Origin of the sequence: Streptomyces sp. Tu 2975, assembly GCF_009832925.1 — a bacterium.
Taxonomy (GTDB): domain Bacteria; phylum Actinomycetota; class Actinomycetes; order Streptomycetales; family Streptomycetaceae; genus Streptomyces.
On sequence record NZ_CP047140.1, the window covers coordinates 4721563 to 4746967 of the forward strand.

General features: G+C 71.9%; 16 protein-coding genes and 4 pseudogenes. 12 read left to right on the plus strand and 8 right to left on the minus strand.

The genetic code is table 11. From position 1 onward, the window contains the following. Positions 1-254 precede the first annotated feature (254 nt). Positions 255-3785: pseudogene (gene mfd / locus GLX30_RS35915) on the plus strand (transcription-repair coupling factor). A 95-nt stretch (positions 3786-3880) separates the two neighbouring features. Here mfd and GLX30_RS20975 read toward each other — a convergent pair. Together GLX30_RS20975 and GLX30_RS20980 are read right to left on the minus strand one after the other, a co-directional pair. Continuing rightward, positions 3881-5167 (minus strand): SGNH/GDSL hydrolase family protein, encoded by a 1287-nt coding sequence (locus GLX30_RS20975; RefSeq protein ID WP_159691214.1) that lies wholly within the window; start codon positions 5165-5167, stop codon positions 3881-3883. An 81-nt stretch (positions 5168-5248) separates the two neighbouring features. Then, a pseudogene (locus GLX30_RS20980) lies at positions 5249-5844 on the minus strand (TetR/AcrR family transcriptional regulator). A 124-nt stretch (positions 5845-5968) separates the two neighbouring features. On the opposite strand from GLX30_RS20980, the gene GLX30_RS20985 reads away from it, so the two are divergent. The 3 genes from GLX30_RS20985 (at position 5969) to GLX30_RS20995 (ending at position 8467) form a co-directional block, all read left to right on the plus strand. Next, positions 5969-6835 carry a hypothetical protein gene (locus GLX30_RS20985; RefSeq protein WP_159691217.1) on the plus strand — a complete coding sequence of 289 codons (867 nt, stop codon included), beginning with the start codon at positions 5969-5971 and terminating at the stop codon, positions 6833-6835. Between the two features lie 22 nt (positions 6836-6857). After that, positions 6858-7631, plus strand: a complete 774-nt coding sequence (locus GLX30_RS20990) for an HNH endonuclease family protein (protein ID WP_244258233.1) — start codon at positions 6858-6860, stop codon at positions 7629-7631. A gap of 89 nt (positions 7632-7720) precedes the next feature. After that, positions 7721-8467 (plus strand): N-acetyltransferase, encoded by a 747-nt coding sequence (locus tag GLX30_RS20995; protein WP_159691220.1) that lies wholly within the window; start codon positions 7721-7723, stop codon positions 8465-8467. A gap of 78 nt (positions 8468-8545) precedes the next feature. Here GLX30_RS20995 and GLX30_RS21000 read toward each other — a convergent pair whose 3' ends face one another. Both GLX30_RS21000 and GLX30_RS21005 read right to left on the minus strand, forming a co-directional pair. After that, entirely contained in the window at positions 8546-9274 is a 729-nt protein-coding gene (locus tag GLX30_RS21000) for a uridine kinase (RefSeq protein ID WP_159691223.1), read from the minus strand. A gap of 109 nt (positions 9275-9383) precedes the next feature. Continuing rightward, positions 9384-10181, minus strand: coding sequence for a DUF4190 domain-containing protein (locus tag GLX30_RS21005; RefSeq protein ID WP_159691226.1), 798 nt, complete (start codon positions 10179-10181; stop codon positions 9384-9386). Positions 10182-10459: 278 nt separating this feature from the next. Here GLX30_RS21005 and GLX30_RS21010 point away from each other — a divergent pair. The 3 genes and pseudogenes from GLX30_RS21010 (at position 10460) to GLX30_RS21020 (ending at position 14804) form a co-directional block, all read left to right on the plus strand. Next, positions 10460-12488, plus strand: a pseudogene (locus GLX30_RS21010) (N-6 DNA methylase). A 100-nt stretch (positions 12489-12588) separates the two neighbouring features. Continuing rightward, positions 12589-13299 carry a hypothetical protein gene (locus GLX30_RS21015; RefSeq protein ID WP_159691229.1) on the plus strand — a complete coding sequence of 237 codons (711 nt, stop codon included), beginning with the start codon at positions 12589-12591 and terminating at the stop codon, positions 13297-13299. Continuing rightward, the gene (locus GLX30_RS21020; RefSeq protein ID WP_159691232.1) at positions 13296-14804 is read left to right on the plus strand and encodes a serine/threonine-protein kinase; all 1509 of its coding nucleotides are present in this window, start codon (positions 13296-13298) and stop codon (positions 14802-14804) included. Before GLX30_RS21015 ends, GLX30_RS21020 begins: the two co-directional genes overlap by 4 nt. A gap of 38 nt (positions 14805-14842) precedes the next feature. On the opposite strand, the pseudogene GLX30_RS21025 reads toward GLX30_RS21020, so the two are convergent. Further along, a pseudogene (locus GLX30_RS21025) lies at positions 14843-15744 on the minus strand (class I SAM-dependent methyltransferase). A gap of 49 nt (positions 15745-15793) precedes the next feature. Then, the gene (locus GLX30_RS21030; protein WP_159691235.1) at positions 15794-18307 is read right to left on the minus strand and encodes a YfhO family protein; all 2514 of its coding nucleotides are present in this window, start codon (positions 18305-18307) and stop codon (positions 15794-15796) included. A gap of 124 nt (positions 18308-18431) precedes the next feature. Between GLX30_RS21030 and GLX30_RS21035 the strand changes: the two genes are divergently transcribed. Both GLX30_RS21035 and GLX30_RS21040 read left to right on the plus strand, forming a co-directional pair. Next, the gene (locus tag GLX30_RS21035; protein WP_159691238.1) at positions 18432-19421 is read left to right on the plus strand and encodes a glycosyltransferase family 2 protein; all 990 of its coding nucleotides are present in this window, start codon (positions 18432-18434) and stop codon (positions 19419-19421) included. Next, the gene (locus tag GLX30_RS21040; protein WP_159691241.1) at positions 19418-19837 is read left to right on the plus strand and encodes a GtrA family protein; all 420 of its coding nucleotides are present in this window, start codon (positions 19418-19420) and stop codon (positions 19835-19837) included. Before GLX30_RS21035 ends, GLX30_RS21040 begins: the two co-directional genes overlap by 4 nt. Positions 19838-19910: 73 nt before the next feature. On the opposite strand, the gene GLX30_RS21045 is transcribed toward GLX30_RS21040, so the two are convergent. Together GLX30_RS21045 and GLX30_RS21050 are read right to left on the minus strand one after the other, a co-directional pair. Then, positions 19911-21221 (minus strand): polysialyltransferase family glycosyltransferase, encoded by a 1311-nt coding sequence (locus GLX30_RS21045; protein WP_159691244.1) that lies wholly within the window; start codon positions 21219-21221, stop codon positions 19911-19913. Then, on the minus strand, positions 21218-22168 hold the full coding sequence (locus GLX30_RS21050) for a glycosyltransferase family 2 protein (protein WP_159691247.1): 951 nt from the start codon (positions 22166-22168) through the stop codon (positions 21218-21220). The genes GLX30_RS21045 and GLX30_RS21050 overlap by 4 nt, the downstream gene beginning before the upstream one ends. 240 nt (positions 22169-22408) lie before the next feature. Here GLX30_RS21050 and GLX30_RS21055 point away from each other — a divergent pair, with 240 nt between their 5' ends. Genes GLX30_RS21055 through GLX30_RS21065 form a run of 3 tightly spaced genes read left to right on the plus strand, consistent with a single transcriptional unit; the run spans position 22409 to position 25327 of the window. Then, the gene (locus tag GLX30_RS21055; RefSeq protein WP_159691250.1) at positions 22409-23059 is read left to right on the plus strand and encodes a SurA N-terminal domain-containing protein; all 651 of its coding nucleotides are present in this window, start codon (positions 22409-22411) and stop codon (positions 23057-23059) included. Positions 23060-23081: 22 nt separating this feature from the next. Beyond that, positions 23082-24077 carry a nucleoside triphosphate pyrophosphohydrolase gene (locus tag GLX30_RS21060; protein ID WP_159691253.1) on the plus strand — a complete coding sequence of 332 codons (996 nt, stop codon included), beginning with the start codon at positions 23082-23084 and terminating at the stop codon, positions 24075-24077. After that, positions 24074-25327: a cytochrome P450 gene (locus GLX30_RS21065; protein WP_159691256.1), complete on the plus strand. Its 1254-nt coding sequence runs from the start codon at positions 24074-24076 to the stop codon at positions 25325-25327. The genes GLX30_RS21060 and GLX30_RS21065 overlap by 4 nt, the downstream gene beginning before the upstream one ends. Positions 25328-25405 lie beyond the last annotated feature (78 nt).

Genomic DNA, 25405 nt, shown 5'->3' on the forward strand with positions numbered 1-25405 from the left:
ACGCCCGGGGCCGTGGTGCTGCCGGGAGCGCCACGCTGCCGGGGCCGCCGGGAGCGCCGGCCGCCGGCGGCGTCCGGCCGTCGGGAGCCCGGCCGCCGGCGGCGTTCGGCCGTCGGGAGCCCGGGCGCCGGAGGGAATCTTTTCGCTTCGCGCGAGTGACATCGGCAGGACGTAGTCTGGAGACCCCCGGCCCGTACGACGTGTCGGGCGCATCGCGTTGTCCACCCCCTTGCTCCCCTGGACGGAACCCCTTCATGAGCCTGCACGGTCTGCTCGATGCCGTCGTACGTGACCCGGCGCTCGCCGATGCGGTCAAGGCGGCCGGCGACGGCCGCCGTAAGCACGTGGACCTGGTGGGGCCGCCCGCGGCGCGGCCCTTCGCCGTGGCCGCCCTGGCCCGCGACGCCGGCCGCACCGTGCTGGCCGTCACCGCCACCGGCCGTGAGGCCGAGGACCTGGCCGCCGCGCTGCGGTCGCTGCTGCCGGGCGAGGGCGTCGTCGAGTACCCGGCGTGGGAGACGCTGCCGCACGAGCGGCTCTCGCCCCGCTCCGACACCGTCGGCCGCCGCCTCGCCGTGCTGCGACGCCTGGCCCACCCCTCGTCCGACGATCCGGCGGCGGGGCCCGTGCAGGTCGTGGTCGCGCCCGTACGGTCCGTGCTCCAGCCGCAGGTCAAAGGGCTGGGCGACCTGGAGCCCGTGGCGCTGCGCACCGGACAGCAGGCCGATCTGAACGAGGTCGTGGAAGGGCTCGCCGCGGCCGCCTATGCGCGGGTGGAACTGGTCGAGAAGCGCGGCGAGTTCGCCGTGCGCGGCGGCATCCTGGACGTCTTCCCGCCGACCGAGGAGCACCCCTTCGGGTGGAGTTCTGGGGCGACGACGTCGAGGAGATCCGTTACTTCAAGGTGGCCGACCAGCGCTCCCTGGAGGTCGCGGAGCACGGACTGTGGGCCCCGCCCTGCCGCGAGCTGCTGCTGACCGCCGAGGTGCGGCGGCGGGCCGCCGCCCTGGCGGAGGCCCACCCCGAGCTGGGCGAGCTGCTCGGCAAGATCGCCGAGGGCATCGCCGTGGAGGGCATGGAATCCCTCGCGCCGGTCCTCGTCGACGACATGGAGCTGCTGCTGGACGTGCTGCCCGAGGGCTCGATGGCCGTCGTGTGCGACCCGGAGCGGGTGCGGACACGGGCGGCGGACCTCGTGGCGACGTCGCAGGAGTTCCTCCAGGCGTCCTGGGCCGCCACCGCGGGCGGCGGAGAGGCCCCGATCGACGTCGGCGCGGCCTCGCTGTGGGGCATCGCGGACGTCCGGGACCGGGCGCGCGAGCTGGGGATGATGTGGTGGTCCGTGTCCCCGTTCGCCGCGGACGCCTCCGACCTGGAGGACGACACGGTCAAGCTCGGCATGCACGCCCCGGACACGTACCGCGGTGACACCGCCCGGGCGCTCGCCGACACCAAGGGCTGGCTGGCCGACGGCTGGCGCACCGTGTTCGTGACGGAGGCGCACGGCCCGGCCTCCCGCACGGTGGAGGTGCTGGGCGGTGAAGGCATCGCGGCACGGCTCGACGGCGACCTGGCCGAGATCACACCGTCGGTCGTCCACGTCGCCTGCGGTTCCATCGACTACGGCTTCATCGACCCGGGACTCAAGCTGGCGGTCCTCACCGAGACCGACCTGACCGGCCAGAAGGCGGCCGGCAAGGACGGCCAGCGGATGCCGACCAGGCGCCGCAAGACGATCGACCCGCTGACCCTCGAGGCCGGCGACTACATCGTCCACGAGCAGCACGGCGTGGGCCGCTACCTGGAGATGGTGCAGCGCACGGTCCAGGGCGCGACCCGCGAGTACCTGCTCGTCGAGTACGCCCCCGCCAAGCGCGGCCAGCCCGGCGACCGCCTCTACATCCCCACCGACCAGCTGGAGCAGGTCACCAAGTACGTGGGCGGTGAGGCCCCGACGCTGCACCGGCTCGGCGGCGCGGACTGGACGAAGACCAAGGCGCGCGCGAAGAAGGCGGTCAAGGAGATCGCCGCGGACCTGATCAAGCTGTACTCGGCGCGGATGGCCGCCCCGGCCATGCCTTCGGCCCGGACACGCCGTGGCAGCGGGAGCTGGAGGACGCCTTTCCCTACGTCGAGACCCCCGACCAGCTCTCCACGATCGCCGAGGTCAAGGAGGACATGGAGAAGACGGTCCCGATGGACCGGCTGATCTGCGGCGACGTCGGCTACGGCAAGACGGAGATCGCGGTCAGGGCGGCCTTCAAGGCGGTCCAGGACGGCAAGCAGGTCGCCGTCCTCGTCCCCACCACACTCCTCGTCCAGCAGCACTTCGGCACCTTCTCCGAGCGGTACTCGCAGTTCCCCGTGGTCACCCGGGCGCTGTCGCGTTTCCAGTCGGACGCCGACGCGAAGGCGACGCTCGAGGGGCTGCGGGACGGCTCCGTCGACATCGTGATCGGCACCCACCGCCTCTTCTCCTCCGAGACCAAGTTCAAGGACCTGGGCCTCGTCATCGTCGACGAGGAGCAGCGCTTCGGCGTCGAGCACAAGGAACAGCTGAAGAAGCTGCGGGCCGACGTGGACGTCCTGACCATGTCCGCCACCCCCATCCCCGCACGCTGGAGATGGCGGTGACCGGCATCCGCGAGATGTCGACGATCACCACCCCGCCGGAGGAGCGGCACCCGGTGCTGACCTTCGTCGGCCCGTACGAGGAGAAGCAGATCGGCGCCGCCGTGCGGCGTGAACTGCTGCGCGAGGGCCAGGTCTTCTACATCCACAACCGCGTCGAGTCGATCGACCGGGCCGCGGCCCGGCTGCGCGAGATCATCCCCGAGGCGCGCATCGCCACCGCGCACGGCCAGATGTCGGAGTCGGCGCTGGAGCAGGTCGTCGTGGACTTCTGGGAGAAGAAGTTCGACGTGCTGGTCTCCACGACGATCGTCGAGTCCGGTATCGACATCGCCAACGCCAACACCCTGATCGTGGAGCGCGGAGACAACTTCGGTCTCTCACAGCTGCACCAGCTGCGCGGCCGTGTCGGCCGGAGCCGGGAGCGGGGGTACGCCTACTTCCTCTACCCGCCGGAGAAGCCGCTCACGGAGACCGCGCACGAGCGTCTCGCCACGATCGCCCAGCACACCGAGATGGGCGCGGGCATGTACGTCGCGATGAAGGACCTCGAGATCCGCGGCGCCGGCAACCTGCTCGGCGGTGAACAGTCGGGTCACATCGCCGGCGTCGGCTTCGACCTGTACGTCCGCATGGTCGGCGAGGCGGTCGCCGATTACCGTGCCTCGCTGGAGGGCGGCGTGGAGGAGGAGCCCCCGCTCGAGGTCAAGATCGAGCTCCCCGTCGACGCGCACGTCCCGCACGACTACGCCCCCGGTGAGCGGCTGCGGCTCCAGGCGTACCGGGCGATCGCCTCCGCGAACACGGAGGAGGACATCAAGGCGGTCCGCGAGGAACTCACCGACCGCTACGGCAAGCTGCCGGAGCCGGTGGAGAACCTCCTGCTGGTCGCCGGTCTGCGGATGCTCGCCCGTGCGTGCGGCGTCGGCGAGATCGTGCTCCAGGGCTCCAACATCCGCTTCGCGCCGGTGGAGTTGCGAGAGTCCCAGGAACTGCGCCTCAAGCGGCTCCATCCGCGCACGGTCATCAAGCCGGCCGTCCACCAGATCCTGGTGCCGCGGCCGACGAGCGGCAAGATCGGCGGCAAGCCGGTGGTGGGCCGCGAACTGCTGGCGTGGACCGGCGAGTTCCTGACGACGATCCTCGGCTCGTAGCGGAGACGGCACCGGCCCATGGGCCGGTGCCCCTGCCCGGACACGGCACCGGCCGTGCCCGGGCGGGGACACGGCCGGCCGGCCGGTGGACCCGGTCAGAACTCGTCGAGGTCGAGCGCCTGAGCCATCGCGCGGTAGCCCGCGTCGCCCGGGTGGAGATGGTCGCCCGAGTCGTAAGCCGGGAGGATGCGGTCCGGGTCGGCGGGGTCGGCCAGCGCGCGGTCGAAGTCGACCACGGCGTCGTACTCGCCGGACGTGCGGATCCAGTGGTTGAACGCCTCGCGCTTGGCCTCGTTGACCGGGGTGTAGTACGAGGACCCCTTGACCGGCGTCAGCGTCGCGCCGATCACCCTGATGCCCCTGGCGTGCGCCTGGCGGATCAGTGAGCGGTGCCCCTCGATCAGCCGGTCGACCGACACCTCGGGCGTCGGCCCGCCGGGGAAGCCCTCCCAGTCGCTGCCGCCGATGTCGTTGATGCCCTCGAGGACGACGACCGTGCCGACGTTCGGCTCGCTCAGCGCGTCGAGCTTGAAACGGGTGATGCCCTTCTCCCCGGCCCAGACCGTGTCGTTGGTGACCTGGTTGCCGCCGATGCCGTGGTTGAGGACGCTGCGCGGCTTTCCGGCGGCGGCGAAGCGCTCGGCCAGCTCGTCCGGGTAGCGGTTGTCGGCGTTCAGGCCGGAGCCGACACCATCGGTGATGGAGTCGCCGAAAGTGACGATGCCGTCCCGGCGGGCCGCGCTCCCGCCGCTCACCTCGACTCCGGAGAGGAAGAACCAGGAGGCGCTGGTCTCCTTGAACGCCGTCCCGTCCCGGTCGGAGCGGTGGTCGCCGCTCGCCCGGTAGCTGGTGGCGGAGGCGAACGAGTGGAAGCTCGCCGGTCCGGTCGGCTCCGCCAGGTACAGCGTGACGGTCACCGACTGCAGGGCCTTGACCGCGAAAGGTACGCCGTCGCTGTAGACCTTGCCCCCGGCCGGAACGGTCACGGAGCCGTCGTGGCCGAAGGACAGCCGACGTACCGAACCGGCCTTCACGGACGCGCCGTCGTCGGTGAGTGCGACCGTCGCGCCGGTGATCCTCAGGGGTCTCTTCCCGTACCGGTTGGACAGCTCGATCCGGGCCTTCGTGCCGCCGGCGCTCACTCGCACCACCTGCCGGACCGTGTGGTCGACGAAGCCCTGCTCGGACCAGTTCGGGCCGAAAGGCTCGGTCGGTGCCTGTGGTGAGGCGGCCCAGCCGCCCCGCCACGCGCCGCCGCCCTGTGCCGCCTCGGCTCGAGAGGTCCCGGTCAGTCCCTCCGTGCCGGTGACCGGCAGCGCGACGAGAGTGGTCGCGGCCAGCAGGGCAATGCCCGTGCGCCGTAGGGAGTTCGTGGAAGCCATGTGTTCCGCCCCTTGTTCCTTGCCGGTACCCGTCCTGATGAGTGCGTGCACGCGCAGGGATCAAGCGGCTGCCGACTCCCGCTATTCCCGGGCCACTTGAGAATCGGTGGACGCGAACAGCAGGCCGGCGAGGGAACGGAAGACCTCGGCGGGGTCCCGGTCGCCCGCCGGGTCGTCCAGGTTGTGGGTCAGGAACAGGGTCGCGAAGCCGTGGGCCAGGGACCACGCCGCGATCCTGGCGGCGTGCGGATCCGGGGCCGAGGCGGGGGCGGAGGCCGGAACCAGGGATGCCACGCCCGCGCTGAGCTCGGCCGCGGCGCGCTCCTTGGCCGCCGTCAGCCGGGGGTCGTCGCCGCGGTGCAGGTCGGGCTGGAACATGACCTGGAAGTGGGCAGGGTGGGTGATCGCGAACCGGACGTACGCAACCCCCGCTCCCGCAGACCGGGGGCCGTCGCAAGGGCGTCGGCCAGCAGGTCGTAGCCCTCCGTGGCGATGGCCGTCAGCAGGCCGGCCCGGTCCCTGAAGTGGTGCGAGGGGGCCGCGTGCGAGACGCCCGCGCGGCGCGCCAGATCCCGCAGGCTCAGGGCGGAGGGGCCTTCCGAGCTGATGACGTCGAGGGCCGCGGACATGACCGCCTGCCGTAGATCGCCGTGGTGGTACGTGCGGCTCGTGCTCATGACGTCAGGCTACGCCGCATCTTGCCATTGACAAGTTCACGGGCGAAGCGCAATCTGGTCACTGACTAGATCGGTGCTCGTGACGATGGCTGCACCACCCCACGCACCAGACCGGGAGGCGGACATGACCGACGAACTCGGACGCGTACGGCAGATGTGGCATCTGCTCGAACCACTGCACGCCGTGCTCTATTACTCGCCGCAGGCCTTCGAGGAGGCCGCCGCACTCGGCTACCGGACCGACGAGCGCTGGCCCAGCTACTTCGCCTGGCGGGCCGCGCCGCTCGGAGAGGCCGGGGCGGTGCAGGTCGGCTCGGCGTTCTACAGCTTCAGCCCGGCGATGGTGCGCGAACACGTACCGGCCGCTTGGCGGGTGGCCGCGCCGAAGGCCGTGATCGCCGCCAGGCTGCGCGCCGCCGACCGCACGTACCGGGACGTGCTCGGGGAAGCGGTCGCGTCGAAGGAGCTGGCGGAGGCAGCCGCCCTCGCCCGTCGTGCCGCCGAGAACGCCGACCCCGCGGGGCGCCCGCTCGCCGCCGCCCACGCGGCGCTGGACTGGGCGGACGAACCGCATGTCGTCCTGTGGCAGGCGGCCACCCTGCTGCGCGAGCACCGCGGGGACGGCCACATCGCTGCGCTCCTGTCGGCCGGGCTCGACCCCGTCGAGGCGCTCGTCTCCTTCGCCGCCGTCGGGGCGGCCCCTGTCGAGACGTTCGCGAGCCGCGGCTGGAGCGAGACGGAGTGGACGGCCGCGCGCGAACGGCTCGCCCGGCGTGGCCTGCTGGACGCCGACGGCGCGGCGAGCGCCGCCGGCCGTGAACTGCGCGCCGACGTCGAGCGGTGTACGGACGAGATGGCAGCCGCCCCTTGGGCCGCGCTCGGCCCGGACGACACGGACCGCCTGTCCGAACTGCTCGGCGCGTACTGGGTCGCGATGCTCGGCACCGGGCTGCTCCCCATGCAGAACACCCTCGGTATCGGCAAGGTCTGAGGACGGCAGTACCGTACGGACGGTGAACAGACGTCGGGTGGTCGGGCGGGGAGCGTCAGCAGCGCTGCTCGCGGGGATGTTGCTCACCGGTTGCGACGGCATCGGCGTCGACGGGGGCGGCACCGAGGGCGGTGGCGGTCCTTCGCAGGGCGCACCGGCCGCCGGTGGCACGAGCCCGCTCGCCAACCCGCGCGGCACGGAGCCGGGTCTCGCCGCCCTCGTCACCGAGGAGGAGCGGGCGGCCGCCCGCGAGCTGATCGGCGAGGTGACCACCAAGGGACGCGGCCCGAGGACCGGTTACGACCGGGACGAGTACGGCTACGCCTGGATGGACACCGCCGACGGGGTGCCTCTGGCCAGGAACGGCTGTGACACGAGGAACGACCTCCTCGCCCGCGACGGGAAGGAACTGGCCTTCCGTGAGGGCTCCGACTGCGTCGTCGTGGCGATGACCGTCCGCGACCCGTACACCGGCAGGACCATCGAGTGGCGCAAGCAGGACGCCGCCGAGGTGCAGATAGACCATGTCGTTCCGTTGTCGTACAGCTGGCAGATGGGCGCCGCCCGCTGGGACGAGGCCAAGCGGCGCCGACTGGCCAACGACCCGCTGAACCTGCTGCCGGTCGAAGGCCGCGCCAACAGTGCCAAGAGCGACTCGGGCCCCGCCTCCTGGCTGCCGCCCAGCAAGCCCGTCCGCTGCTCCTACGCGGTGCGCTTCGCGCAGGTCGCGGTCAAGTACGAGCTGCCGGTGACCAGCGCCGACAAGCGGATCATGCTCGCCCAGTGCGGCGGATGACCCCGACGGCTCCGGGGCGGCGACAGGGCGGAACGGCGACGCTCGTTTAACCACTGGGGGCCGGGCGCGGGCGTCGTTAGCCTTGCGCCATGGATCTTGAGATCACGACACTGGCCGAGCGGCCGGAACTGCAGGGCCCCATGTGGCAGATGATCGACACCTGGGCGGAGTTCGTCGTCAACGACCCCGTCGGCTGGGCCTACATCGGTCGCATCGTCGGCGAACTGCCCGAATACGTGCTCGTCGCGACCGACGCCGAAGGCAAGGTCGTCGGGCGGGCGTTCAGCGTGCCGGTGGCGATGGATGTCGACGGGCGCAGGGAACTCCCGGCGGGCGGCTGGGACCAGGTGATGCTGTGGGCCTTCTCGGACCTGCGGCACGGCCGGAAGCCGGACACGATGAGCGCCATCGAGATCACGGTCGCCAAGGAGAAGCAGGGTCAGGGCATATCGGGCCGGCTCCTCGCGGCGATGCGGGACAATGCGCGCCGCCGGGGCTTCGGGGATCTGATCGCGCCGGTGCGGCCGAGCGCCAAGAGCGCCGAGCCGTCGGTGCTGATGAGCGAGTACGCGTACCGCACCCGTGAGGCGGACGGGCTCCCGCACGACCCGTGGCTGCGCGTCCACGTCCGGGCCGGCGGCGTCATCGAGAAGGTGGCCCCGACGTCGATGACGGTCACCGGATCGCTGGAGCAGTGGCGCAAGTGGACGGGGCTCCCGTTCGACACCACGGGCCAGGTCGAGGTCCCGGGCGCGCTGGTGCCCGTGCACTGCGAGGCGGAACGCGGTTACGCGGTGTACGTCGAGCCCAATGTGTGGGTACGCCACCAGGTGTAGGAGAGGCTGATGCGGGAGCCGCCCGGCCGGGCGGCTCCCGCTCTCCCGTCGCCCGGGCGGGGTGCGATCCTCCCCGCCTCAGGACGACGCGACGACGTACGGGGCCTCGAAGTCCGAGTTGTCGATGACGACGTCCGTCCGCGACAGCGGGTCGGCCTCGTCCAGATAGATGCGCTCTGCCACCAGGTACCGGTTCCGGTGGATCGATTCTGCTTCTGTTCCGGCCCAGTCCTGGTCGCGTTCGCCGCCCCGGCGCACGGACAGCTCTTCGTCCACGTGCAACCAGATGCGGAAGTCCCAGTAGCCGTCGATCTCGGGCCGGAAGGCGAAGACGCCGTCCACCATCAGTATCGAGTCGAGGGTCAGCGGCGCCCGCTCGCCGGAGTGGTCGACCTGTGTCAGCGGATCGATGGCGCACAGGGCGCAGGACACCGCGTCCGGTGACCGGCAGGGGTCGAGCAGCAGCCGCCGTGCCGACGCGTAGTCGTAGGCGTGGCGGTAGTAGCCCTCGCCCGTCTCCCGGTCGTACAGATGACGGTCCCGCCACGGGTTCTTGAAGTCGTCGAGTGTCGCCCGGAGCACGGGGCGGCCCGAGGCGGCGACGAACTCGGCCAGTTCATGACCGAAGCTCGTCTTCCCTGCAGCGGTCAGGCCGTCGATGCCGACGAGGAGGCGGCCGTCCCCCAGGGCGAGTACGCGCTTCGCGGTCTCCGCGACGAGCGCACCGCGTTGTGCAGAGGCCGGCGCAGGGCAGTCCTGTCGCCAGGTCGAGGGGGAGTGGTGGATGTCCGCTCGGATGGATCCCATGACCTGAACGTACCGGCAGCCCTTGGCCGGGACGGCAGAAGCCAGGAGCGGCCCGCCTTTTCGGCGGGCCGCCCCCGGCTGCTCGTCCGTGCCGCGTCTGCCGCGGGTGTCAGAGCGTCAGCTCCCACTGCGAGGCGTCGTAGTCGAAGCCCGGGGAGACCTCGACCGTCAGGTTCTTCGCGTCGGCGGGGGCGTCGAAGGCGAACGTGACGGTTGCCTTCTTGCCGGGCAGGATCGTGCCCTCGAAGCCGGTGCCCGCCTTGTCGTCGAAGATCTGCTCGGCGGTCACACCGTCCTTGCCGGCGCGGGCGTCGGCGGTGACGAGGCTCGTGTCGAACTTCTCCTTGCCGGCGTTCTCGATGGTGATCGTGACCTGGTAGGCCTTGTTGCCCTTGGTGTGGCCGATCGCGAACTCGCCGGGCGTGTACGGCTTGGGCGCGGAGACGGTGACCTGCACGTCGTCGTCGTACACGGAGGTCTCGTCCGCGGCGAGGGACTTGCCCTCGGCCGGCGCCTCACCATCCGCCGCACCGTCGGTGCCACCGGCGGTCGTGTCCTTGGGTGCGGTGTTCTCGACGGCCTTGTTGATCTCGTCGACCGCGTCGTCCACGGCCATCACCGTGACGATTCCGATGATCACGCTGACGATGATTCCGATCAGGCCCAGCACGGTGCCGGCGAGAGCGACACCCTTGTTCGTGGCCTCGCCGCGCTTGGCGCGACCCCGGCCGACGATGCCCAGGATCAGCGCGATCAGGCAGAGGATGGTGCCGATCCAGAAGAGGAACGGGACGATCGCGAAGACGAGGCCGATGATCCCGAGCACCAGGGCGGCCGTACCGAGGCCGTTGCGCGGCGAACCGGGCGCTGCGAACTGGCCCGGCTGCGGCTGGGTGTACTGCGACATGGGTCCCCCCCATTGTTTGTGGCGGGCCCGATCTTCCGTGGCCCGTTCTGCATGGGTCAATAACAGCAGAGCCTGTGAACCGAGTCAACAAGAAAGTGTTCCGCTCTTCAAACATTTCCTGTGAAGCGCCCTGTGACCGTGAACCCGAGTACAGTGCCGGACACAGCAAGCGGAACTGTGACGGGGGAGACAGCCGGGTGCCGGACAACGCAGCAGAGGTGACCGCAGCCGACGGGACGGCCGCAGAGGCGACCGCCGCAGAGGTGACCGCGGCAGAGGTGACCGCGGCCGAGATCGCCAGGCTCGCCGGCGTCGGCCGTGCCGCCGTGAGCAACTGGCGCCGCCGGCACGCCGATTTCCCCAAGCCCGTCGGAGGGACGGAGACCAGCCCTTCCTTTGCCCTCGCCGACGTCGAACGCTGGCTCCGTGACCAGGGGAAACTGGCCGAGGTGCCTCTCCGTGAACGGGTCTGGCAGCAGCTGTCCGCCCACCCGGCCGGAGCCGTCACCGCCCTGGTCCACGCCGGCTGCGCACTCCTCCTCGTCCATCACCGGCCCTCCGGCTGGCCCGCCCTCGGCGCCGTCTCCGACACCCGCCTGGCGGCGGTGCTGCCCGGCGCGCTCGAGGAGGTGCTGACGTTCCGCTTCGGCGCCCCGCGGGCCGTACGGACACCGCTCCCCGACGAGCTCGCGCCCTCCGTGCCGCTACTGCGCGGCGCCGCCGCGCTCGCCGCGGAGACCGGTGCCCGCCAGGCCTTCGAGTTCCTGCTCGGTAGGCATCTCGACGCCAACCCCCGCCAGTACACGCTCACGCCGGCCGAACCGGCCGCGCTGATGGCCGCGTTGATCGGGTCTGCGGGACCGTCCTCGACCCCGCCTCCGGCACCGGCACCCTCCTACGCGCCGTCGACCGCCCCGCCGCGCTCCACGCGCAGGAGGCCGACCCGGACCTGGCCGCGCTCACCGCCCTGCGTCTCGCCCTGCACACGGACGCCGACGTGCGGGCAGCGGCCGGCGACGCGCTGCGCGCGGACGCGTTCCCGGAGCTCGCCGCGGACGCCGTCCTGTGTCATCCGCCGTTCAACGAACGCAACTGGGGCCACGACGAACTGGCCTACGACCCGCGCTGGGAGTACGGCCTGCCCGCCCGCACGGAGTCCGAACTGGCCTGGGTGCAGCACGCGCTCGCCCGGCTGCGCCCCGGCGGCACCGCCGTACTGCTGATGCCCCCGGCCGCAGCCTCCCGCCGGTCCGGGCGCCGGGTCCGCGCCGGGCTGCTGCGCCGCGGCGCGCTGCGGGCCGTCGTCGCGCTCCCGGCCGGGGCGGCGCCCCCGTACGGCATCCCCTCCACCTGTGGGTGCTGCGCAGGCCCGGCCCCGCGGAACGCCCGGCACCGGAACTGCTTCTGGTCGACACCGCCACGGCGGAGCCGGCAGCGGCGGGCCGCGACCGGCTCGACTGGCAGGCCATCCGCGCAGCGGTGCTCGATGCCTGGCAGCCGTTCGAACGGCAGGGATCCGTGCCGGAGACCCCCGGCGTGAGCCGGTGCGTCCCGGTCATCGAACTGCTCGACGACGACGTGGACCTGGCCCCGGCCCGCCATCTGCCGCCCCCGGCCGCCGGTGGCGGCGCCGCCGGACTGGACGCCGTACGCGAACGGCTGACCCGGATTCTGCGCCGTACCGGTGAGCTCACGCCGCCGCCGTCCCCCGCGGCGTCGCCGGCCGCCGCGCCCGTCCACCGGCCGGCCACCACCGTGGGCGAGCTGGCGCGGGCCGGCGCACTCGTCATGCAGGCCGGAGGCACCGGCGGCGGCGCCCCCGGTGAGGACGTGCCCGTCCTCACCGAGCAGGACGTCCTGTCGGGCAAGGCCCCCACAGGCACCCTTCCCGACCGGCCGGACGAGGAGCCGGTGCGCGTCGAGGAGGGCGATGTCGTCGTTCCCGTGCTCGGCGCCGGCACGATCGTCCGCGTCGTCGACGAGGCCACCGCGGGCGCGGCCCTCGGCCGCAACCTCCAACTGCTGCGCCCCGACCCGGACACGCTCGACCCCTGGTTCCTCGCGGGCTTCCTGCGCGGCAGCGCCAACCAGCGACAGGCCAGCAGCTACGCCTCCACCGCGACCCGCCTCGACGTCCGCCGCCTCCAACTCCCGCGCCTCCCGCTCGCCGAGCAGCGGCGCTACGGGGAGCGGTTCCGCACGCTCGCCGAGTTCGAGGAGGCGCTCCGCCTCGCGGGCCGCCTCGGCGAGCGGCTCGTCCAGGGCATGTACGACGGATTGACGGACGGCAGCCTCCGGCCGGAGTGACGAAGAGGACGGCCGTTCCGTACAACCCGTAACCCCTTGTCGGTGTCGGTGTATACGCTCGGTCCCCTACGCCTCGTCCCCAGGCATCAGGAGCACAAGAATGCACGGCCACGGCTATGCGCCGCCGCAGCCCACGCGCCCAGCGACAGCGGTGCTCGTGGTCCTGCGCATCGTCTTCGTCGCGCTCGCGCTGCTGAGTATCGGATTCCTCGCCTGGGCGGCGATGCTCCGGCTCGCCGTGGTGCGCCGGCGCGGTTCGGACTGGGTGCTGTTCTGGCTTTCGCTGGCCCTCACCGTCGTGGTCTTCGTGGTCATCGGCGAGTTCAGCACCACGGGCACGGCGCCCGTCGCCGAAGAGGACCCCACGGCGCTCGACTTCGTCTGCCTGGGCGTGCTGTTCGGCCTCGCCATCGGGGTGCCGACGCACTATCTGGTCGCCGAGATACGGCACTACCAGGAGCCGCGCCCCGGCTGGTCGCCCGCCGTCGCCGGCTCGCCCTACGGCCCGCCGGTCGCGGGTGCGCGCCCCGGGCCCTACGGGGCGCAGCCGTCGGCCCCGGCGTACGGCTACCCGCCGGCGACGGGCGCGCCCGCCGTCCCAGCCCCGGCGTACGGCTACCCGCCCGCGCCGGCGGCGCCCGCCGCACCTGTGACGCCGCCCACGTCCCCGTCCACGCCGCCACCCGTGTTCCCGCCCGCTGCCGGGGGACGGCCGGCGGCGGGGACCGGAGCGGCCACGCCCCGTATCGACCAGGTCCGCGCCGAGCTCGACGAACTCAGCGACCTGCTCCGCAAGGAAGAGGGCAAGTGAACGGACGGGTCGTCGGTGGCCGTTACGAACTGTCCGCGCTCGTCGGCCAGGGCGGCATGGGCCAGGTGTGGACGGCCTACGACGGGCGTCTCGACCGCCGCGTCGCCGTCAAACTGCTGCGCCCCGACCACATGGCCGCGGCGACCGCCGCCGACGAGATGCGCCGGCGTTTCGTGCGCGAGTGCCGGGTGACGGCCCAGGTGTGCCACCCCGGCCTGGTCACCGTCCACGACGCCGGCAGCGACGGCGACGACCTGTACCTCGTGATGCAGTACGTCGAGGGCGCCGACCTCGCCGACCACCTCGCGGAGCACGACCCGTATCCGTGGGAGTGGGCCGTCGGCGTCGCCGCGCAGCTGTGCGCGGTGCTCGGCGCGGTGCACGCCGTGCCGATCGTCCACCGCGACCTCAAGCCCCGCAATGTGATGGTGAAGCCCGACGGCACGCTCACCGTCCTCGACCTCGGCGTGGCCTCCGTCATCGACACGGACACCACCCGGCTCACCCACACCGGCTCGCCCATCGGCAGCCCCGCCTACATGGCCCCGGAGCAGGCGATGGGCGGCGCCGTCGGCCCGTACACGGACCTGTACGCGCTGGGCGTCCTGCTGCACGAACTCCTCAGCGGCAACGTCCCCTTCGCCGGCTCCACGGCCCTCGGCGTGCTGCACCGGCACCTCCACGAGCCGCCGCTGCCGGTCCGGCAGCTGCGCCCGGAGGTCCCCGAGCCGCTGGAGGCCCTCGTGCTGCGCCTTCTCGCCAAGGACCCGCAGCACCGCCCTTCCGGGGCGCAGGAGGTGTACGAGGCGCTGGTTCCACTGCTGCCGCAGCGCGGCGAGCCCCGTGGGCCGCTCGACCCGACGCAGCCGTTCCTGCGCCCGCACGCCCCCTGGCCCGACCGGGCGGGTGTCGCGTCGGCCCCCGCCGCGCCGCCGGTGGCGCCCGCGCCGAGGCCCGATGTCGCGGGCGCGGTCGACGAGGTCAAGCGTCTCCTCGGCGAGGGCAGCATCACCCAGGCCGTCGACATCCTCGGCGGCATCCTGCCGGCAGCGGCGGCCGAGCACGGCGAGCACTCACCCGTCGTCCGCATCCTCCGCAAGCAGTACGCGGCGACCCTGATGGACGACGGCCAGTACCGCCGGGCCCTGCCCGAGCTGCGCCGCCTCGCCGACGACAGGACGGCGGAGGCCGGCCCGTCGGACGCCCAGACGCTGCAGTACCGCTACGACGCGGCCCACTGCCTGGAGCAGCTCGGCGAGGCGGCCGCCGCGGTGGCCGAGTACCGCGCGGTCCTGCCGTACTACGAGAGCTCGGAGCCGGACCGCGCGCTCCAGGTGCGCCATCGCATCGGCCATCTGCTGCTCGCGGTGGGCGACCACACGGCGGCGCAGCAGCAGTTCCGGTCGCTGCTGTACGACGCGGAGCGCGCGTACGGCCCCTACCATCCCCTCCCGGCGGAGGTGCGGCGGGCGCTGGAGCGCCAGCAGCAGTTCCGGATGGGCTGACGGGCGGGGCCGGACAGGGTTCCGGGCCCGGTGCCGGCTCAGTCCGCCCGCAGGAACGCCGAGGTGGACACCCTCCCGAGCATCCGCAGCCGGGACGTGCCGCCGGCCAGGTGCTTGTCCAGCGCCTCCTGGACACCGGGCCAGGCCTTGTCGCCGTAGTCGTCGAGCACCACGATGCCTCCCGGGGCGATGATCTTCTCGACCCATTCGAGGTCGGCGGCGACACCCTCCATGGAGTGGTCGCCGTCCACGACGATCACCCCGTACTCCCGGTCGGAGACGACCTCCCGGACCTCCGGGTCGGACGAGAAGCCCTGCTGGATGCGGGCCTGGAGGGCGGAACGGCTGCCTCCCAGCGCCAGGTTGGCGCGTACGACGTCCTCGCGCACCGGGGTGCCGGTCGGGTCGGCGGGCTGCGAGGTCCCCGGCTGGAGCTGTGAGCCGGCCAGCGGGTCGACGATCGTCAGGTCGGGCTCGATGCCCGCCCGGTGCACCATGCGCACCAGGGCGGAGGCGAACAGCCCGTAAAGGGTGCCGATCTCGAGGATGTTGCCGTTCGGCGGCGAGAGCAGCGGAACGGTCGCGAGCTTGCCGCAGATGTTGGACGTGGAACCCGCCAGCCGCCCCACCCGAGCGCCTCCAGCGCGACCACCGTGCGGAACGCGACGACGACACTGCGCCGGGCGTGCTCACCGCGGTCGCTGACGTCCCCCACCTCGCGCACCAGCCGGTCGATCTCCGCGGCGGGCGGGATGCGGTGCGCTCCTCTGCCCGTGCCGTCTAGCAGCAACCCGACCGCGTACTGCTGCCGCCGCATCTCGGCCACCTCCCGCCGCAAGGTGTCGAGGTCGGGCTGCACGCCACGTCTCACGCGCTGTTCGAGCAGGGTGAGGGCGGGACGCAGAGCGCGCTTCGTCAGACGGTTGCGGAGAATGGGCATGCCCGGGAACGTACGCGTGACAACCCCCGGGGCCCACCAAGCTCCAGTGCTAGGCAGATGAAGTCTTGGTGTCCCCCCGGCGACGCGCGCGGGAAAGCATCGGGCGGCCGGGGCCGACGGCGATCACCCCGATCAGACCGGCCAACGCCGCGAACGTGCCCGCGCGCAGCCCCGGTGGCCGGAAGGCGCACTCCACGGACGTCTGTCCGGCGGGCACGGGGGTCGCCACCAGGCCCAGGTACGAGTCCGCCGGCCTGCCCCCGCAGCTCCAGCCCGCGATCCGGGGCGCGGCGAGCACGGCCGTCCCGCCCGGACCGGCGGGCAGTTCGGCGCGGACCCCGCTGTCGCCGACATCGACGGACACCGCGCCGGTGCTCCGCAGCCGCTCCACCGCGGCCGACAGCCGTTGCCGGTCGAGACAGCCGAGCGCCTCGTGGGGCAGGGTCCCGGCCCGGGCGGCGCGCAGCGACACGGTCACCTGCCCGTCTCCGGTCCGTCCGAGGCCGGCCATCGGGGCGCGCCGGCCCGGGAGTTCACCGCGGAAGTCGACGAGGTCGCCCGCCCCGGCACGGGCCGTGCCGAACAGGTCCGGAGCCCACAGGAAGACCTCGCTGCCGGCGGGGCAGCGGGCCGTCAGGGTGTAGCGGCCGGGTGCCAGCCGGTGGTCGAAGCGGTCCTGGTCGGGGACGGTCGCACCCGCCTCGGTGCGCAGCCGCGTCGTGGGGACCGTGTAGACGGCCGAACCGAGCAGCTTCTCCTGGTTCCGGTACGGGGAGCGGCCGAGGCGCAGGCCGTCCGGAAGGACCGGCCGCACGGTCACCAGCGGCGGCACCTCCTGCCGGGTCACCGTCGTGGGCCTGTCGTCGGGCCTGGTCCAGCCCTGGTGCGGGTCGCGGGGCGCGTGCACACGGGCGCCGACGGAGAAGACCGCGTCGGTGACGGGGTTGTCGAGGCTGTGCATCGCCCGGCCGCCCGAGGTCCAGCCGCTGCCGAGGGCGAGGAACGTGCGCGTCAGCACGTCGGGCGTGTGGCTGCTGTAGTAGGCGGCGCCCTGGCCGCCGACGGCCATCGGGTCGTTCGCGGTGGTCTGCTCGCGGCCGGGGTCCGTGCGGTAGCGAGGCCAGCCCTCGGCCTCCCGGACAGCGTCCGCCTGCACCTGCTGGCGCGTTCCCCAGGGCGCGTAGTCGTCGAGGCGGTTCAGGCGCTGCCGGTCCGCGTAGGCGGTGGTTGCCGCGGCCTGGCCGGCCAGGGCGCCGATCAGCAGCACGGCGGCGAGCGGTGCCGTCCGCCCGCCGCGCCGGGCGAGCAGCAGCCCGCCCACGACCGCGAGCAGCCCGGCGGCGAACAGCGGGTACGTCCATCGGGTGACCAGGGGACTCCACGACGCGGCGGCGGTGATCGCGAGGAGCACGGCACCACCGCCGATCAGGGCACGCCGGCCGGGCCAGGCGCGGGCGACGGTGGTCCACGCCGCGATGACGATCACACCGGCGAGAACGAAGGTCTGCCGGTACGGGCTGCCGTTGGGCGTCGCGAAGGCGTGCCACAGCAGATGCGTGGGGGCCCATTGCAGCGAGAGCGCCACCGCCGCCACCAGCCCGGCCCAGGCCAGCCGTTCGCGTCCGGGTACCGCGCGGTGGAAGGCCAGCGCGCAGGCCAGCAGCACCGCGCCCGTGCCGAGGAAGAGCGCCGGGGTGAAGAAGCTGTAGGTGGCCGGCAGCAGCCGAGCGGACATGTCCGCCCAGGAAGCCGCCGCGAACTCCCGCTTCCATCCGGGATAGGCGTGCCGGGTGCCGAGGAAGACGGGGACGAGCACGGGCGCCGCGAGCGCTGTGCCGAGCAGCACGGTCCGCACCGCGCGGAGCAGGGCCCGTATCCGCTCCCGGCGCTCCCGCTCCTGCAGGAGCAGCCGCACGAGGAGGACCAGTGCGGCGCCCAGGGTCGCCATGTAGGCGGTGTAGAAGTTCGCGGTCCACGCCAGTGCGACGATCACGGGACCCAGCAAGGGCCGCCTGTTCCTGCGGGCCCATTCGGCGACGAGACACAGCAACGGGAAGGCGATAAGCCCGTCCAGCCACATCGGGTTGTACGAGGCCTCGACGACCGACCAGCCGCACAGGGCGTACGAGGCGCCGAGGACCGCGGCCGCCCATCGCCGGTCCGTGCCCCGATGGAGCGCCGTGAGCAGCCAGGTCATGGCCGCCGCTGCCGCCGCCATCTTGACGAGGGTGACGACGTAGACGGCCAGGTCGATCTCGTCACGGGGGAACAGTCCGACGAGCACGGAGAACGGGCTCGCCAGGTAGGTGCCGAGGTCGGGCAGGAAGCTGGTGCCGTACCCGGACTGCCAGTTGAGCAGCACTCCGCCGTCGGCCCGTCCGTGCAGCAGGTCCCACAGCCGGGTGTGGAACGGGACGAACTGGTTGCCGAGGTCGTTCACGCTGCGGGTGTGCGGCCCGAAGGGGAAGCTGCGGGCGACGGCGTCGCCGGCGCACACGGTGCCGGCGGTGATGAGCGCGGCGAGAGCGGCAGCACGGCCGCGCGCGGGGGGCAGAGTCCACATGATGTGTCGAATATGCCAGCAGTGATCGGGAAATCACCCTGGGGCGAGCTCAGTTCACCGAAAGGTCGCCTGTACGCCATGTCACGAACCCGTCTGTGACATTCAGGGCGGATGTTGTTATCTGGTGCTGATCTCGATAGTTGTCCCGTGCTTCAACGAAGAGGAGATCATCGGCCGCTTCCATGGCCATGTGACCGCCGAACTGGACCTGCTCGAGCAGGAATTCGAGCTGGTCTATGTGGACGACGGAAGCCAGGACCGGACGCTCGATCTTCTCCAGGAGATCGCCGGGGCCGACTCCCGTACCCGTTACGTCTCCTTCAGCCGCAACTTCGGCAAGGAGGCGGCGATGCTCGCCGGCCTCCGACACGCCGAGGGGGACGCGGTCGTCATCATGGACGCCGACCTCCAGCATCCGCCGGAGCTGGTGCGGCGCATGCTCCAGCTGTACGAGGAGGGCTTCGACCAGGTCATCGCCAAGCGCACCCGCAAGGGCGACCGGGTCTCCCGCACGGTCACGGCGCGCGCCTACTACTGGCTGATCAACCGGCTGGTCGACGTGCAACTCGTGGACGGTGTCGGTGATTTCCGGCTGCTGTCACGGCGCACCGTCGACGCGGTTCTGGAGCTGACCGAGTACAACCGTTTCTCCAAGGGCATTTTCGCCTGGGTCGGATTCCGTACGACGACCTTCGAGTACGAGAATGCGGTGCGGGAGCAGGGCCGCTCCAAATGGAGCTTCGGAAAGCTCCTCAACTACGGTCTCGACGGGCTGCTGTCCTTCAACAACAAACCGTTGCGGGCCGCGATCTATCTGGGAATGCTGCTGCTGGCCGTAGCGATGGTGTATGCCGCCTGGATCGTCGGTGTCGCCCTGGCGAACGGCGTGGACACCCCTGGATATGTCACCCTGCTCGTGGCGGTCATCGCGCTCGCCGGTGTGCAGATGCTGATGCTGGGTGTGGTCGGCGAGTACGTCGGGCGCATCTACTACGAGGTGAAGCGGCGGCCGCACTTCCTGGTGAAGGCGACCAACGCCGGCCTTCCCCGACAGGAGGACGGCCGAGGGGACAGTGACGGGAACAGGCGCGCGGGGGAACTGGTAGGGAAATGACGGTACGGGGCCAGATCGTCAGGTTCGGCCTGGTCGGGCTGGTGAACACCGGGACGTACTACGGCCTGTACCTGGCCCTGCTCACGGTCCTGCCGTACGTGGCGGCCCACGTCGTCGCCTTTCTGCTGTCCATGGTGGGGTCGTTCTTCCTGACCTCGTACTTCACGTACCGCACCCGGCCGACGTGGCGGAAGTTCCTGTTGTTCCCGCTCACCAACGCGGCGAACTTCGTGGTGACGACCAGCGGGGTGTACCTGCTCGTCGACGTGCTGCACTTCGGCAGCACGTATGCGCCGCTGCTCGCGGCGGCCGCGGCCATCCCGCTGACGTTCGTCCTGTCGCGGTTCATCATGCTCGGCCCTGACCGCTCACCGGTCCGGCCGGAGGCGGAACCGGAGCAGGTCACCGTCCGCTGACGAGCGCCGCACATGTCCGTGCCCCCGCCGGTCCAGGACAGGCGGGGGCACGGACATGTACCGTTCGGGCGGCTCAGCGCATCCGGCGCGCCACTTTGCGCAGCACCGGGTTCCGGCGCAGCGCCTCGCCCCGGACGGGAGGCGTGGCCCCCGGCAGGCCCAGGCCGGTCAGCCTGCGCCGCTTGAAGTAGCGGGTCAGCCTCTCCTCGGGCAGCGCGGAGAGGAAGGACACCGCCTCGTCCCGCAGCCCCGGGTGGGACGGAGACTGCATGCAGTACCCGACCGCGCGCACCAGGCCGCCGACATCGGCGGTGAGGTCCACCGGCCTGCCCGCCCGTCCGGTGTCGTTCAGGTCGGGGACGAGGGCGTCGACGATGGTCAGCGGGACGCGGTTGCTGTTCTGGTAGGGGGCGATGCGCTCCAGCAGCAGTTCGGTGCCGACCCGGGCGGCGGGGATGCCGTAGAAGGCCGCAGCCGTGATCATCGCGGTGGAGAAGCACCCCACGACCAGTTCCGGGCGGGCCCGTTCGTAGAGCGTCTCCGCGAGCACGGGCCTCCGCAGGATGTGCAGATCGAGGCCGAGCTCGGCCCCGAGCTCCTCCAGGGCGCGCGTGGAGTCCGCGGGGGCGCTGGGGTGCGGCTTGAAGGTGATGACGCGGTGCCCTAGGGCCGCGGCCCCGCGGATCATGCCGAGGTGCAGTTCCTCCTCCTCGTCCCGGCTGATCAGCTCCAGTGAGGAGAGGTACTGGCCGAGCAGCAGCGCCGTGGGACGCTCCGGGCCGGTCTCCGCGGCCGAACCGACCTCGCCGAGCACGGCACGGAACTCCGCGTCGGGTACGGCGACCGGCTCGACGCCGTACTCGGACAGCAGCATCGGCCGCAGGCCCGGCACCAGGTCGAGATGGATCAGCCGGCTGATGCGGCTGCTCATCGGGAGCGGGATCCGGTTGCGGGTGGGCCCGTAGCTCATCAGCCCGTCCGCGTACACATGGAGCGGACTGTCCGCGAAGATCGCCGCGACGGCCCGGGACGGGTTGGCCTGGATGGACTCGCAGGCGATCTCGACCTTGTCGTCGCCCAGTCCCCAGGCGAGCCGCAGGCTCCTCTCCCACAGCAGGACGTCCTGGGCCCGCGGGGACCAGCCGGCCGGGTGGTGCGGGCGGATCGTCGCGTTCCAGGAGCGCACCTCGTCGAACTCGGGGCGCAGCGCCTCGAAACCGGACATCCGGTCCAGCGGTGTACCCAACTCGGGAACGGCCGAGGTGTCACTGACCACCAGGATCCGGCGGTGCTCCGACCGCGGACCGAACATGCCGGAGCGGATCGCTGCCGTGACGGTGGCCGCCGCGTACTGGGTGGCGGCGCAGAAGATCTGGACGGTCATGCGGCGGCCTTTCTGATGATGGTGCGCCGTTCGTCGTCGAGCCCGGCGAGTGCCCGCTCCAGCTCCGCACCCGGAATGCGTCGCAGGGCCCCGCTGGTGAGGGCCTTGAGCTCACGCGCGACGGAACGGCTGAAGCGCTGCCGGTCGCGGAGCTGATGCGCGATGACGACGCAGTAGCCGCGGATCGCCTTCGGCATCAGGAGGTCCGCCTCCGGGTCGTCGGCGAGCTCGGCCAGTACCTGGTCGAACGCCTTCAGGAAGTCCAGCTGCCGCACGTCGCCGATCTGCGTGAGCGAGCTCGCGACGCCCCGGCGGTAGAAGATCTGATGCAGGGAGGTCACCGCGTAGGAGTCGGCGTTCCGGTGCAGTTGCCAGATCCAGGGCCGGTCCTCCGCGGTGCGCAGTCCGTCCGTGAACCGCAGCATGCCCCGGTCGAGGAGGGAGGCGTCGTAGACACCGGCCCAGGCGTACGGGTAGTCGACCATGCTCGATTCGCCGACCGGCAGGATCGACGAGCGCGGCTCCAGCGGGGTGTCCCGCCGTCCTTCCGGGGCCCGCTGGAGGGTCCGCTGAGAGCCGGTCACCTGCACATGGTCGGTGCGGACGAAGTCCACGCCGAGCCGGTCGATCGCGTCGACGAGAGCCGCCAGATGACCCGGCCCGAGCCAGTCGTCGCCGTCGAGGAAGGTGATCAGGCGGCCGTCGGCCCGGTCGATGCCGGTGTTGCGCGCCGACGCGAGTCCCCGGTTCTCCTCATGGCGGACGACAGCGCTGTTCGGCAGGCGCCGGGTGAGCGCGGTGAGGGCTTCGAAGGTGTCGTCCGTCGAGCGGTCCTCGACGAAGACGAACTCGAAGTCGTCCCGGGCGTTGTTCACCAGGCCGGCCACCGTATCGGCCATGTACGCGGAGACGTTGTAGCAGGGGACGATGACAGAGAGCGTGGTCACCGGGCGAGGGTACGGGCGGCCGGTGGAGCGGCCTCTGACGCCGGCGTGAGCGGAAGGTGAACGCCGGATGAGCGTCGGGGGAGGAGGACAGGTGCCCCGTGGGAGGCGGGGGAGTGCCGCCCGCATCCCGGGCTCCCGCCGAATCGTTTGGCGAATCAGTGGCCCACGCCACTCCCAGTGCCTAACATCGATCACCGCAAGGCCTTGTGCACCGAAGCACAATCAAGCCGGGAGGCCCCTTTGCACCGCCGTCGTCGCACCGCGCTCACCGTCTCCGCCGCGCTCATCGCCGCCGCGCCGCTCCTCGCCGCCTGCGGCACCGACGCGCAGCCCGGGACCGCCGCCGTCGTCGGCGGGCAGCGGATCGAGATGTCCACCGTCCAGGCCAAGGTCCAGGACGTCCGCGACGCGCAGCAGGCCTCGCCGCAGTCCGCGCAGCTGATCAAGGACAGCGGGCAGCTCGGCCGGGCCAAGTTGTACGACCTGATCGTCGACCGGGTGGTCGCGAAGGCGGCGGAGGACGCCGGGGTGAGCGTCAGCCGCAAGGAGATCCAGGACGGGCGTAACGAGCTGGTGGAGCAGTCCGGCGGTGAGGAGCAGCTCGCCGCCATGTATCTCCAGCAGCGCGGCGTCGCCCCCGACCAGGTCGAGAACGCGGTGCGCCGCGACATTCTGGTCGGCAAGATCGCCACCGCGATCGGCGCGGCGAACAGCCCCGAGGGCCAGCAGAAGCTGAACGAGGCCTTCACCGCCGCCGCCAAGGACCTCGACATCGATGTGAACCCCCGCTACGGCGCCTGGGACGACGCGAAGCTGGAGCTCGGGACCTACAAGGCGCCCTGGATCACGCAGGTCTCGCAGGAGGCACAGCCCGTCGAGGCGGGTGCGTAGCGGCGGGAGGTAGGTTCGGGGTGTGACCACCGAAGCACCCGCCGTCGGCCGTATCGTCCTGCTCACCGCCAGCCACCGCGTCGCGCCCGGACTGCTGTCCTGGCCCGCGTGGCGGACGCTGCGCGCCGCGGACCGGGTGCTGTGCGCGGATCCGTATCACCGGCAGCTGTCGTACCTGCGTGAGGCGGGTGTGACCGTCGAGCACGCGGCGCCGAGCGCCCAGGAGCTCGTGGACGCCTGCGCCGGGGGCCGCACGATCGTCGTACTGGCCTCCGGCGAGGGCGAGCCGGTCCTGACCGACGGTCTGGCCCGCCTCGGCGGGTCCGGCCGGGTGGCGATGCCGGATCTGGAGCTGCTGCCCGGTGCGTACGACCTGCCCGGCGCGCGGCTGCTCGACCTCGTCGAGGTCATGGACCGCATCCGCCGCGAGTGCCCCTGGTCCTCGCAGCAGACCCACAAGGGCCTGGCCAAGTACGGCATCGAGGAGGCGTACGAGCTCGTCGAGGCCATCGAGGACGGTGACCGGGACGAGCTGCGTGAGGAACTGGGCGACGTACTGCTCCAGGTCGTCTTCCACGCGCGGATCGCCGAGGAGGGCGGGCCCGGGGAAGAGGACGAGCCGTTCTCGATCGACGACGTCGCGGGCACCATCGTCGAGAAGCTGATCCACCGCCATCCCCATGTCTTCGGTGAGGAGACCGCTTCGACGCCCGAGGAGGTCAAGGCCCACTGGCTGCGCACCAAGGCGATCGAGAAGCGGCGCGATTCGGTGACCGAGGGTGTCCCGCTCGGTCAGCCGGGCCTCGCACTGGCGGCGAAGCTCGCGTCCCGGGTCCGTACGGCCGGCCTGGAGGTCCCGCTCCCCGCCGGACAGGGCGTCGGCTACGAGCTGCTCGCACTCGCCGTACGCGCGGAGGCGGCGGGCGTCGACCCCGAGGCGGCGCTGCGTGCCGCGGCCCGCGCGTACCGGGACGCGATCCGCGCGGCGGAGGGCCACCCCGGTAACGTCGAGGGGTGAACGACCCGACCGATCCGAACGCCGCTCCCGAACTCTTCACCTGGGAGTTCGCGACCGACCCCTACCCCGCCTACGCCTGGCTGCGCGAGCACTCGCCGGTGCACCGGACCCGGCTGCCCAGCGGCGTGGAGGCGTGGCTGGTCACCCGTTACGCCGACGCCAAGCAGGCCCTTGCCGACCAGCGGCTCTCAAAGAACCCCGCGCATCACGACGAACCGGCGCACGCCAAGGGGAAGACGGGCATTCCCGGCGAGCGCAAGGCAGAGCTGATGACGCATCTGCTGAACATCGACCCGCCGGACCACACCCGGCTGCGCCGGCTGGTCTCCAAGGCGTTCACACCGCGCCGTGTGGCCGAGTTCGCGCCCCGGGTGCAGGAGTTGACGGACCGGCTCATCGACTCCTTCGCGGAGAAGGGGGAAGCGGACCTGATCCACGAGTTCGCGTTCCCGCTGCCCATCTACGCCATCTGCGACATGCTCGGCGTTCCGCGCGAGGACCAGGACGACTTCCGTGACTGGGCGGGGATGATGATCCGCCACGGGGGCGGTCCGCGCGGAGGCGTCGCCCGCTCGGTGAAGAAGATGCGCGGATACCTCGCGGAGTTGATCCACCGCAAGCGCGAGGAGCCGGGTGACGACCTGATCTCCGGGCTCATCAAGGCGTCCGACCACGGCGAGCACCTCACCGAGAACGAGGCCGCGGCGATGGCCTTCATCCTGCTCTTCGCCGGCTTCGAGACCACGGTGAACCTCATCGGCAACGGGGTGTACGCGCTGCTGCGCAACCCCGGCCAGCGCGAGCGCCTCCAGGCCTCGCTCGCCGCGGGCGAGAGCGAACTGCTCGCGACGGGTGTCGAGGAACTGCTGCGCTACGACGGGCCGGTGGAGCTCGCGACATGGCGGTTCGCCACCGAACCGCTCACCGTCGGCGGGCAGCGGATCGCGGCCGGCGACCCCGTGCTCGTCGTGCTCGCGGCCGCCGACCGCGACCCCGGACGATTCGACGCGCCGGACACGCTCGACCTGTCCCGGCGTGACAACCAGCATCTTGGGTACGGGCACGGCATCCACTACTGCCTCGGTGCGCCGCTCGCCCGGCTCGAGGGGCAGACCGCGCTCGGCACGCTGCTCCGCAGAATGCCTGACTTGCGGCTTGCGGGAGATCCGGCCGATTTGCGGTGGCGTGGGGGACTCATCATGCGTGGATTGCGCACTCTGCCCGTTGAGTTCACACCGCAAACAAACTGACGTGGCGTCAATTCTGTGACTTTCACGTGATCTCCGCTGCATCGACTTGTGACTCACGTTCGAATACGGCTACGTTCA